Here is a 12,420-nt window from a genome sequence, read left to right as displayed (position 1 = left end):
TTTATAGTTTATTGCCTAAAATTTTGACCATTTTGTTTTTCCATTCGTAAAATTCGCCAGCAATTATTTTTTCTCGGGCTTGCTTCACTAACCACAAATAGAAGTGTAAATTATGCAATGTTGCAATTTGTGCGCCAAGCATTTCTTTGCTATGAACCAGATGTCTGAGGTAAGCCTTGCTGGTCACCTGGTCGGCGTGTAAGTCACTTTCTGCATCTAAAGGAGAAAAATCATTTTCCCACTTCTTATTTCTGATATTGATTATTCCATTTCGGGTAAAAAGCATTCCGTTACGGGCATTTCTTGTAGGCATTACACAATCGAACATATCTACACCAAGCGCAATGTTTTCCAGGATATTAATTGGTGTTCCAACGCCCATTAAATAACGGGGTTTTTCGTAAGGTAATATATCGCAAACCACTTCCGTCATGGCATACATTTCCTCAGCAGGCTCTCCAACAGATAAACCGCCAATGGCGTTCCCTTCACGGTTCATGCTGGCAATAAATTCTGCCGATTTTATCCGCAGATCTTTATAAACCGACCCTTGTACAATAGGGAACAACGTTTGGTCGAAGCCATATTTTGGGTCTGTATTATCAAAATGAGTGCAGCATCGCTTCAACCAGCGATGGGTCATTTTAATTGATTCGGCCGCATAGGTATAATCGCAGGGATATGGGGTACATTCATCGAATGCCATGATAATATCAGCGCCAATAGTCCGCTGAATGTCCATAGCATATTCTGGTGTAAACAAATGTTTTGAGCCATCAATGTGTGAATGAAACGTTACGCCTTCTTCTTTTATCTTACGAACTTTACTTAACGAGTATACCTGATAACCGCCGCTATCTGTTAAAATCGGACGATCCCAGCCTATAAATTTATGCAAACCTCCAGCACCTTCTAAAATATCCAACCCTGGTCTTAGATATAAATGGTAGGTATTTCCTAGTATAATTTGAGCTTCAATATCTTCCTTTAGCTCTCGTTGATGCACAGCCTTCACAGTTCCTGCGGTGCCAACAGGCATAAAAATTGGTGTTTGTATCTCTCCGTGGGCGGTTGTAACCGTTCCTGCTCTGGCTTTTGATAAAGGATCTTTAGCCTGTAAAGTAAATTCCATATAGGTTGCAAAAGTAACAAATTTAGCGCACCTGTAGGTAATGTTCTAGCGTTTAGTGCCTAAAGCTAATGGATAGAATAATCCCTTAAATTTAATTATGGGTTTATGCGACCTATTTTTTTCAACATCAGGAGTATTGCAGATTAAAAATGTGAAATTTGCGCCTATTTATTTTAACATCGTGATATTAACCCTGCTAGAAATTATTTTGCTGTCTTTATTAGCTTTTTGCTTACTGGTACAGCTTTATTACGTTCTTTTCGTTCATTTGAAACTCGCTAATACCAGTATTGAAGAAGTACCCAAAATAGCTCAGAAGCCATTAAGTGTAATCATCTGTGCGAGAAATGAGATTAAAAATCTCGAACAATATCTTCCTTCAGTGCTCAACCAGAATTACCCGGATTTTGAAGTTGTGGTGGTTAACGACCGCTCTTGGGATGGTACAGAAGAATTTTTGGAGGCCTGGGAGAAAAAGTACGCTAATCTGAAAGTGGTGAAGATTTTAGATAATGACAAATTTCTGGCGGGTAAAAAGTTTGCTGTAACCATGGGAATTAAAGCTGCAAAATACGATTGGTTGGTTTTTACTGATGCTGATTGTACACCTGCTACTGATAGTTGGTTAATGGATATGCAACAGCCAAGCGATGAAAATGTAGAAATTGTTTTGGGCTACTCACCTTATTTAAAACAAAGAGGCCTATTAAATGCCTTAATTCGTTTTGAAACCTTTTTTACAGCGGTAAATTTTCTGGGTTTTGCTATAAAAGGGATGCCTTACATGGGAGTAGGTAGAAACATGGCCTATAAAAAATCGCTTTTTTTTAAGCACAAAGGTTTTGCCGCTCACATGCATATCCCTTCGGGTGATGATGATTTATTTGTTAACGCACATGCCAACAAGCACAATACCGAAATTAGATTAAATCAAGAAAGTCATGTTTGGAGTGAGCCGAACCATACCTGGGCCGGCTATCTGCGCCAAAAAAAGCGTCATTTCGGTGCGGGTAAAATGTATAAGCCGAAACATAAATTCATTTTAAGTCTGCAGATCATTATCCAATTTCTATTTTATGGATTCTTTTCAGGATGTATGTTTTTAAGCCGGGAAGCCCAGTACATTGCTGGTGGAATCTTGCTGCTGAGCATCGTGATCAGGTGTTTCGTCTATCCGAAATTGTTGAAACGTTTAAACTATGGCGATTTACGTTGGTGGTTCCCAATTTTAGATATACTTTTGTTTTTCTTTTTAACCCTTAACGGATTTCTTGCCCTATTTGGGAAGAAAAAAGTGAATTGGAAGTAAGTGAAAACCCTTTAAGAATTACCCCATGGCTGATGTAAAACCTGATATCATTCTAAAATATTTTCCCGATTTAACTGCGCAACAAATCGATCAGTTTGCGCAACTGTTTGAATTATACGTTTTTTGGAATGCTCAAATCAATGTAATTTCCAGAAAAGACATTGAAGAATTATATGAACGCCATGTTTTGCATTCGCTTGGAATAGCCAAGATATGCACTTTCAAAGCCGGAGAATCGGTTTTAGATGTGGGTACAGGCGGAGGTTTTCCTGGCATCCCATTAGCTATTTTGTTTCCAGAGACCCAGTTTCAATTGGTCGATTCAATTGGAAAAAAAATAAAAGTGGTTAAGGAAGTGGCTACTGCTTTGGGATTGAATAATTTAAAAGCCGATCATTTAAGGGCAGAACAGGTTAAAGAAAAATTCAACTTTGTTGTCTCCAGAGCAGTAACTCGTTTAGGCGAATTTTATCCTTGGATTCAAGGTAAATTCAAAAAAGACGCCATTAATGCCATTCCAAATGGTATTTTATATTTGAAAGGTGGCGATTTAGAGGAAGAAATAAAAGAATCAAAGCTGAAAGCAGAATTATATCCGCTTTCAGAATTTTTTGAGGAAGATTTTTTTGAAACTAAGTATGTGGTGTACGTTCCGCAGTAGCTAAAACTTATTTACCTTCTGCGGATTATCCATCATCCTCATTTTGTCTTTTAATGATTTTTGCAAACCAGTTTGTTTATCTACTGCTTTAACAACCTCTAGAACAGCATTCGCGGCATCGCTAAAAAATGGTTTAGTGATTGTAGAATACTCATCTGTTTCTTTATGATAATCTTTATGGTCTTCAACGCCAAAATATAAGAAAGGAATATTTTTAGCATTGAATGCTCCTTGGTCGCTTTGGTTTGTCCAATCATCATGCCCCATTTTGGGGTCATCATGACCTAAAATAACTTTGATTTCTTTTCTGTTGGTATCAATATATTTCTTTAACTCTGGATATTTGAATGTACCAGCTATGTACAGTTCACCTTTGTCGCTATGGCTAATCATATCCATATTTATGTTTACTGCGATGGTATTGATATTTACAGGAGGGTTAGCCACAAATGCTTTTGCGCCCTGTAAACCCATTTCTTCTGCATCAAATGAGGCGAAGATGATCGTATTGTTAGGCTTGTTCTTAGCAAAGTAGGCAGCAATTTTAAGTAAGCCTGCCGTACCCGATGCATTGTCATCGGCACCATTAAATACCTGATCCTTAACGACTCCCAGGTGGTCATAATGAGCTGAAACTACAATCACATCTGTTCCTTTGCCAGGAATGTAGCCAATGATATTTGTGCCGTTTACTTTTGCTCCACCTCTGGCATTAAATGTAAACTCTTGTGCGTAGTTAACATTTTGAGGATAAGATTTTAGACCAAGTTTTTGAAAACGCTCAATAATGTAAGCTCTTGCCATTTCAGCACCTTTTGTGCCGGTTTTTCTCCCCTGATAGGCGTCTGAAGATAAAACCTCCACATCTTTTAAAAGTTGGTTATCTAGTTTGCCTGAGCTGGCGGAAGTTTGATTTTTAACTGATGAACAGCAACTTAGCATCATGGCTAAGGGGATAATATAAAGGATTTTCATGTTTTTTTTTTCGTCATTGCGAGGCACGAAGCAATCCTAAAACTTAATTAGAAATTAAAGAAGGAGATTGCTTCATGCTTCGCAATGACGTGATGATTAAATTATGTTTAAAGATATTAATTATTGAGACATTGAAATGGAAATATATTTTTATGCTGTTGTGGAGTTGTGGTTTGCAGATGCTTCGTGCCTACTATTGACGGTTTTAACTTTCCGTCATTGCCTGCCTGCCGCAGTCAGACAATGGCGACCGTTCTTAAAGTCATTTATATTGATTTTTGTGAAATAAATTACCTCCTCAGCATGGCAACAGTTACATTATCGTCTTCAATTTAATAATGTTCTAGAAAGCATTTTTAGATATTAGTATTCTGCTTTAGCCACTAAGCTCTCAGCTTAAGCTGCAACTTCTCTTAAATCAACCGCTACAACTCTAGAAACACCTTGTTCTACCATCGTAACGCCATAAATAATGTCGGTACTGGCAATAGTTCTTTTGTTATGAGATACTATAATAAACTGTGATTGATCGGAAAATTTTCTAATAATATTGTTAAACTTATCGATGTTGGTATCGTCCAATGGGGCATCAACCTCATCGAAAATACAGAATGGAGCAGGTTTCAAAAGGTAAAGCGAAAACAGTAAAGCAGTGGCAGTAAGTGTTTTTTCACCTCCAGATAACTGGTTGATCGATAGCGGTCTTTTACCCTTGGGCCTCGCAACGATGTCGATATCTGCATCTAAAGGATTGTTGACATCAGATAAGATCAAATCACAGCTGTCTTCCTCGTTAAAAAGAGACCGGAAAACCACAATGAAATGTTCCCGTGCCTGTGTAAAAGCCTGCATAAATTTTTCTTTTGCAGTATCATCAATCTCTTTTATGGTTTGCAAAAGATCGGTTTTCGCTGCGTTGAGATCTTTTTTCTGATTTTGAATAAAGGTATACCGCTCTTCCATTTCCTTAAAGGCTTCCATCGCCATGGAGTTAATGGCGCCAAACTCATCCAGTTGGCGCTTCATTTTTTCTACTTTCTGACGAATTTCAAACTCACTTTCAGATGCTTCTACTTCGCTTTCCGTATCAAGAAGATCGTTAATGTCGATATTGAATTCTACTGCTAATCGCTCTTTTAGGGAGTTCAGGTCGATTTTAAGTGTATTTTTTTTATCCTTTATCTCGGTTAAAAGGAAATCCGTTTCCTCCCGGCTCTTGCGAATATTGGTCAGGTTATTCTCCAGCTCATTAATATTGCCTTTGCTTTCGAAGTACTCTTTTTCAACATCAGCAAGGCCTTTTTCCATTTCTTCACGCAGTTGATACATTTCCAAAAGCGTGTCATCGCTCAAATCGGTATGTTGTAAAGTTGCTGTAATTTGCGTTAAAGTTTCCTGAAGTTCTTTGTCATTTTGGGCAATGCGCTTATTCAATGCTTCTTCCTGTACAAACCGATAATCTAAATCTTTCTCCAGGCTCGATAGTTTGTTTTGTTGTTGATGGAAGCGGATATTGTCCTGGTTATACTTACCAGCTGAGTCATTTACCTGGTCGGCCAGCTCCTGATAATTGATTTGTTGTTCCTGAAGATTCAAATGGTCTTGCTGCTGCTTTTTCTGTAAATCAACCAAAGCAGGCAATTTTTCCGATAGAGATTTCTCTATGGAAACGATTTTCTGGGCGATATCGGTTTTGCGATTTTCACTGGTTGTAATAAATTCCTGGTACTGGTCGCGTCTGGTTTGAACAGAAATTTGTTCGTTAATGAAACGATTCAGCTCTTGTTGCAAAGCATTAATCTGGTTTACTTTTGATGCTTCTTTTAGATTAAAAATATTATCAGTTTCAGCGGTAATTGCCGCATTGTATTGATTGACTAGCGATTCTGAGGCTTTAATTTCCTTTGCTAAATTCTCCAGGTTTTTAGCACGACCGATTCTTTTACCCTCAAACAATCCTACTGAACCACCTGCCAAAGTGAACTTCGTCTGCGCATATTTTCCATTTTTTGCCAGAATGGTTGCGGTTTCGGTTGATTTGGTTCTGAAAAGATTTTCCTGCTCTTCAACAGCGATATATACATTTTGCAAAAGTAAGTTGCAGAGATGCTGGTACTTTTTATCTACTTCGATAACAGATAGGGCTGAAATTAAGCCTTCATATGTATTCAACGTTGGGTTTTTATTAGGGATATTTTCCAAAATGAAAAAGTTCGCCCGCCCACGACTGGCATCCGTTAAAAGGTTAATTGCGTGAACGGCATCGGAATATTGATCAACCACATAATGGTTCATTACCGGTTCCAGATAATTTTCGATTGCAATCCGGTAGTCCTCGTTACAGAATAAAATATCTGATAGGAGCAAAGCACTTTTTGCAAAAGCATTATTCTTTTTTAGGAAACGGATAGACTCTGGAAAGCCCTCCAGGCTATCTACAAGCGATTTTGTAAGGTTGTATTCATTCTGCTTGGCATCTTTCTTACGGTTTTCGGCGGTAAGTTTTTCCTTGTTAGTGCTTAAGTTAATTTCCGATTGAGCTAATTTTTCCTTTAAGATTTCTTCAGCCTCTTTTAGCTGTTTAATCTGGCTTTGCTTTTCCGTAACCTGAATATCCAATTCAGCCAAAGCGTGATCAAAAGCTTTCAGTTCTGATGTTTTCGTTTCAGTATCATCAACATTTCTGTTGGTTTCCTGTACCAGAGCATCCTTTTGGATGTTTAAAATGTCTATCTCCTTTTGCGATTGATAAACCTGGTTTTGTAATTCATTAACGGATTTTATCAGGTTATCAACTCTGTTTTTTTCTGTCTGCTGTTGTTCGCGAAGCGTATCCAGAGAAGATTTTAGAAGCTTTAAGTCAGATTCTAGTTTGTTGAAAACTTCTGTTTCAGTTAAAACTTCTTCATTTAAACGCTTGATATTGTATTTGATGTGGTTAACCTGGTTTTTATCTTTCTCCAGCTCCCCCGACAAACGCGTTTCTTTTTCTTGCAAAAAACGCATTTGTTCATTTTTTACTTTCTTCTCGCTTTCGTAAGCACGAATTTTTGAAACCAGTTCGTTAGTTGCTTTTTGCTGAATGGAAAGGTTTTTTTCTTGACTTATACTGCCCAGTTTGAGCTTTTGCAGTTCAGCTTCATGAGTATCGATTTTGGTGCTGAGTTCAGTTCTTAGCACCTGCTGGTTTCGCTCCTGGCTCTCCAAAGCATTTAAATCAGTACGGAAAAAGGCAATTCGATGGGTGGCCAATTGAACACTTAACTCACGATATTGCTCCTTTAATTTATAGTAGCGTTCGGCTTTACGAGCTTGATTTTCGAGGGTTTTTAAGTTTTTTTCGATTTCAAAAAGCAAATCTTCCACACGCTCAAGGTCGGCTTCAGTGTCTTTTAATTTACTGAAAGTTTGTTTCTTGCGGAGTTTGTATTTCGATATTCCTGAGGCTTCCTCAAACAAAGATCGTCGGCTATGTTCTTTATTTGTGATAATTTCATCGACCATTTTAAGTTCGATAATGGAGTAACTATCAGAGCCAATTCCGGTGTCTAGAAATAGGTCGGTAATGTCTTTCAAACGGCATTGAACATCATTCAAACGGTATTCGCTATCGCCATTCCGATAGAGTTTACGGGTTACTGTAACCTGAGAGTAAGCTGTCGGGAGAATGTTTTTGGTATTATCAAAGCTTAAGGAGACCTCTGCTAATTGGGCTTGTTTACGGTTTTTTGTGCCATTAAAGATGATGTTTTCCATCTTCTCAGAACGCAAGGCTTTTGTACTTTGCTCACCAAGCACCCATCTCATGGCATCAATTACATTCGATTTTCCACAACCGTTCGGGCCAACAATTGCTGTAACACCTTCATTAAAATTGATGGTCACCTTGTCGCCAAAGCTTTTAAATCCTTTAATTTCTAATCGGGTGAGTTGCATGGTGTTTCAACGAGAGAACGGAAGCCAATATTAAGGAAATTTTGGGGTTTTTCAAGTGTTTGTTGTCCACGAAATAAATAAATTACAACACATCAGTCAATTCTTAACACCAATATCAAATTCTTACTCATTGATACTGGCAATTCGCTAGGCAGTAACCGTTATTTGCTCATTTATCTGATTAACAGCTGTTTAAAATTACAACTTCGTATCAGCTTAATCGATTTAAGTGATGTAGTTAAAGAATTATCTTACCTCTTATTTAAACTATAAATGTTATGTCAAATTTATCATCATTAAAAGTTTCTGTAGAAGCTTTAAAAGGTTACAAGTTTCCTAAGAAACTAGAAACCGCGGTAATCTCAAGTATTGAGTCGAAGTTAAAAAAGCGCTTCGATGAACTGGGTGGAAGCAAATTTCTTGGTCAGCTTTTAAGGAAAGATGGGATTGCCTGGTACGGCGAATTGGCCTGTGTTTGTTACAATAGCAATACTAGATCGGTATTGGAAATCCATGGTGCCATTTACCAAAAGTGGGTTGCTTTAGGTGGCGTAAATTGGGGCATACCCAATACCGATGAATCGCCTTGCTGGGATGGAACAGGGCGATTTAATCACTTCAACGGCGATCAAGCCACCATCATATGGTCGCCACAGACTGGAGCTCAAGCAATTTGGGGCGACATTCGCAGGAGATGGGCAGAATTGGGTTGGGAAAGATCGTATTTAGGTTATCCAACCTCAGATGAAAGTAACTTTCCAGATGGTGGAAGGGTTAATTCCTTTCAACGCGGCGGTATTTACTGGTGGCCAGATACCGGTGCATTGGATTTAAATGATGTTGTGCTCCACTATACCGGCTTGGTTTGTTTGAGAGAAACAGGCGAAACATCTGGTGCAGATGAGCCATATGTATTGATGGGAGTAGTCTCACCATTTTCTGGTGCCGCCTTTAGATCGCAAACCTACAGCAGTGTAGATTCTGATACATCAAGACCTGACTTGATTGAAATTTACAGAGGCAAACCCAATGGTTTGATTCTTGAAATCACGTTAATGGAGAATGATCATGGTGATCCTGAAAAATTTAGAAAGGAAATTCAGGCCGCTATGACAGCAGCACATGGTTTAGGAACTGCCGCTTTGGGACTTATTCCTGTTGTTGGCGGTGCAATTGCAGCGGTGGTTGGCCCCTTGATTCAAAAATTTATTCCCGAGGTGGCCAAAGCGGTAAATAATTTATTTGGTTTTGGCGATGATAAGATTGGAAGCGAAAGGATTGTACTCACCGGTAAAGACCTTATCCTCCTGGCCAGACGAACCAACAATTCAAATTATAAAAATGTAGGTTACAAGTTTTCTACCAATAACCTTCGCGGCCACAATGCAAATTACAAAGTATATTTTGGCATAGTGCCGGCTTAAATGGGTTGTATTGATATTGTGTAAGGCAACTAGGCCTTATACAATATCAATTTTTCACAATCATCAATTTAGCAAATTTCAATAACAACTGCTTGTTGCCTAAACCCTGGAAAAATACCGTCGCTTTTACATCGGGTAAATTTCCTTCCAGACTAATAATCTTTCCAAAGCCAAATTTTTCGTGTTCTACTTCCATGCCACCTTGAAATTCGTGTGGTTGTGAAGGGGCAAAACCAGGGGTTGGAACGTGTGCTTTTGCCAATAGCGAAGTTGTTTTCGGACGAGGCGATGGGGCAGAAGTAGTGCTCGCAGGTTTTGGTTTGCTAAAGAAATCACGAGGTTGAGAAGTCCAGGTTTTGCGTTCATCATCAAAGTTGCCTTCAAAAACGTTGCTTTTAGCAGGTTTCACATCCAACTCTAAAAATCTGGGATTAATTTCGTTGATAAAACGGCTTGGTTCACAGTTAGTTAATGTTCCCCAACGGTAACGAGAAGTAGCGTAAGTTATGGTTAGCTTAATTTCAGCACGTGTAATGGCCACATAAAATAAACGGCGTTCTTCTTCCAAATCGGAACGGGAATTAACCGACATTTGCGATGGAAAAAGGTTCTCCTCCAGGCCGACAATAAATACGTTTTTAAACTCCAAACCTTTGGCAGAGTGAATCGTCATCAACGAAACCGTATCCTTGTTTTTGTCGCCGTCCTTATCATCATTGGTTAAAAGCGCTACATCCTGCATAAAAATATCCAGGCCTTTTTCTTCGATATCTTCACGCTCCGCAAACTCTTTTATACCATTTAATAACTCCTGAATGTTTTCGTATCTTGCTCTACCTTCAACGCTATCATCGGTATAAAGTTCCTTCAATATGCCTGCGTGTTGTGCAATAAACAAAGCTGAATCGTAAGCATCAAGCTTTTTAGCCTCTGCCTGAAAGCTCTGAACCATCATCGAAAAGTCGTTCAGCTGGTTAGCCAATCGACCGTCAACGTATTGATGCGCATTTGAAATTACATCCCACATGGTGATATTATTTTGATCTGCAGCTACGATGATTTTATCGATGGACGTATCTCCAATTCCACGTTTAGGATAATTAATTACCCTTTTAATGGCTTCTTCATCCTTCGGATTAAAAGTTAAACGGAAGTAAGCAATTAAATCCTTAATCTCTTTACGTTGATAAAAAGAAGTACCACCATATATTTTATAAGGAACATTCAGCTTGCGCAAGCCTTCCTCCATTGCTCTGCTTTGCGCATTGGTACGGTACAGAATGGCAAAATCGTGGTATTGATAACCTTTCAAACCGCGTTCCTGAATAATTGATTCAGCTACCAATTTACCCTCTTCATTATCGGTAAAAGCACGGGAAACCTTAATTCTATCGCCCTCTACATTTTCTGAGAAGACGTTTTTTTCCAGCTGATTTTTGTTGTTGGCGATAATGCTACTGGCGGCATCAACAATATTTTGGGTAGAGCGGTAGTTCTGTTCCAGTTTGTAAACCTTTAAATCGGGATAATCGCGTTCGAAGTTTAAGATGTTTTGAATGTTGGCTCCACGAAAGGCGTAGATACTTTGTGCATCATCACCAACCACGCAAATGTTCTGGTAAGCAGCGGCCAGTTTTTTCACAATGGTATATTGCGAAAAATTGGTATCCTGATACTCATCCACCATTAAATACCTGAATTTTTGTTGATATTTATTCAACACCTCAGGGTGTTCTTTTAACAGAATATTGGTTTTAAATAGTAAGTCATCAAAATCCATAGCACCAGCCCTGAAACAGCGTTTTGCATACTGCTCATAGATCTGGCCAATTAAAGGACGCTTATTTTGAATGTCTTCCGCCTGAATCTGATCGTTTGACTGATATTCACCCCAGGAAATAAGATTATTTTTTGCCGAAGAGATACGTCCAAAAACAAAGTTTGCGGCGTATAACTTATCGTCTAACTGCATTTCCTTTAAAATGGCACGGATAACACTCTTACTATCATCGGTATCGTAAATAGTAAAGTTGTTTGGATAACCAATTTTCTCTGCCTCTACCCGTAAAATCTTCGCGAAAACAGAGTGAAAAGTACCCATCCAAATGTTTTTAGCCTCAGCACCAACCACTTTTGAAATACGCTCACGCATATCTTTACTCGCTTTGTTGGTAAAGGTTAAAACCAGAATATTAAAAGGGTCGGTTCCTGTTTGAATGAGGTGTGCAACGCGATAAGTAATTACACGGGTTTTGCCCGAACCAGCACCTGCAACAATCATTACCGGTCCTTTTGTATTCTCTACTGCTGCTCTTTGTTGTGGGTTTAATCCTTCTAAATAGTCCAAATCGGCTCCTGTTTTTTTGAGGTTCAAAAATAACAATTCAAAAGTTTTTTATTGAATTTGTGGAGAAATAGAGGCCCGTTTTTTTTGAAAAGCAAAAGTCGAGTATAATATAAACTTCCCAATGATGATCACTAATCAAATCACGAATAGGAGAACTGCAATCTATGTTGAAGGAAATCTAACTGGCTAAATTAGTTCGTAAATTAGCAATCACTGATTTTTTTCTGCCAAAATTTCACCTTATCCATTTGGGAATAAAATTTGATATGTTTAAGTTATGGAAGAGAAAAAAATAAACAAGGACATAGAATTCACTAATATCCCAGAGGGAAACAGTACAGATATTTACGCTAACTTAAAAGAGAAGCTGGAAAGTGTAGAAAAGTTTCCAGGCATCTACAACTTTAAATTTATCTTGACGGGCGGTGTAGAGAAAATCCAAGATCTTCGTGCTGTTTTGCCAAATGATGAATTTTTAGAACAACCTTCTAAAACAGGCAAATATGTTTCGATAACAGTAAAGAAACAGATGCAAAATGCTGATGAAGTAATTGCGATTTATAAACAGACAGCAAATATTAAAGGTATAATGACGCTATAATTTATCCCGCAGATGTCTAAATAGTTTTGGTAGGA

8 protein-coding genes are annotated in these 12,420 nt (G+C 38.4%); 4 read left to right on the top strand and 4 right to left on the bottom strand.

The genetic code is table 11. The features are described 5' to 3' along the window. Position 1 precedes the first annotated feature (1 nt). On the bottom strand, positions 2-1,132 hold the full coding sequence (gene tgt / locus AC3ITD_RS11425) for a tRNA guanosine(34) transglycosylase Tgt (RefSeq protein WP_489366530.1): 1,131 nt from the start codon (positions 1,130-1,132) through the stop codon (positions 2-4). Positions 1,133-1,268: 136 nt separating this feature from the next. On the opposite strand from tgt, the gene AC3ITD_RS11420 reads away from it, so the two are divergent. Together AC3ITD_RS11420 and rsmG are read left to right on the top strand one after the other, a co-directional pair. Beyond that, positions 1,269-2,441, top strand: a complete 1,173-nt coding sequence (locus AC3ITD_RS11420; protein ID WP_489366528.1) for a glycosyltransferase — start codon at positions 1,269-1,271, stop codon at positions 2,439-2,441. Between the two features lie 25 nt (positions 2,442-2,466). After that, positions 2,467-3,102: a 16S rRNA (guanine(527)-N(7))-methyltransferase RsmG gene (gene rsmG / locus AC3ITD_RS11415; protein WP_489366526.1), complete on the top strand. Its 636-nt coding sequence runs from the start codon at positions 2,467-2,469 to the stop codon at positions 3,100-3,102. Here rsmG and AC3ITD_RS11410 read toward each other — a convergent pair whose 3' ends face one another. Both AC3ITD_RS11410 and smc read right to left on the bottom strand, forming a co-directional pair. Continuing rightward, a complete protein-coding gene (locus AC3ITD_RS11410; protein ID WP_489366524.1) occupies positions 3,103-4,077 on the bottom strand; it encodes a M28 family peptidase in 975 nt (324 codons plus the stop codon). A gap of 396 nt (positions 4,078-4,473) precedes the next feature. After that, complete coding sequence (gene smc / locus AC3ITD_RS11405; protein WP_489366522.1) at positions 4,474-8,013, bottom strand: chromosome segregation protein SMC; 3,540 nt, start codon at positions 8,011-8,013, stop codon at positions 4,474-4,476. Between the two features lie 278 nt (positions 8,014-8,291). On the opposite strand from smc, the gene AC3ITD_RS11400 reads away from it, so the two are divergent. Beyond that, positions 8,292-9,437 (top strand): LGFP repeat-containing protein, encoded by a 1,146-nt coding sequence (locus AC3ITD_RS11400; RefSeq protein WP_489366520.1) that lies wholly within the window; start codon positions 8,292-8,294, stop codon positions 9,435-9,437. A gap of 46 nt (positions 9,438-9,483) precedes the next feature. Here AC3ITD_RS11400 and AC3ITD_RS11395 read toward each other — a convergent pair whose 3' ends face one another. Continuing rightward, entirely contained in the window at positions 9,484-11,784 is a 2,301-nt protein-coding gene (locus tag AC3ITD_RS11395) for an ATP-dependent helicase (RefSeq protein ID WP_489366667.1), read from the bottom strand. 277 nt (positions 11,785-12,061) lie between these two features. Between AC3ITD_RS11395 and AC3ITD_RS11390 the strand changes: the two genes are divergently transcribed. Then, a complete protein-coding gene (locus AC3ITD_RS11390; RefSeq protein WP_489366518.1) occupies positions 12,062-12,385 on the top strand; it encodes a DUF493 family protein in 324 nt (107 codons plus the stop codon). The last annotated feature ends 35 nt before the right edge of the window (positions 12,386-12,420 follow it).

This window comes from Pedobacter sp. KH_004 (assembly GCF_057840755.1).
Note: the sequence above shows the minus strand (reverse complement) of the source record. Positions and strands in the feature narration are given on the sequence as shown.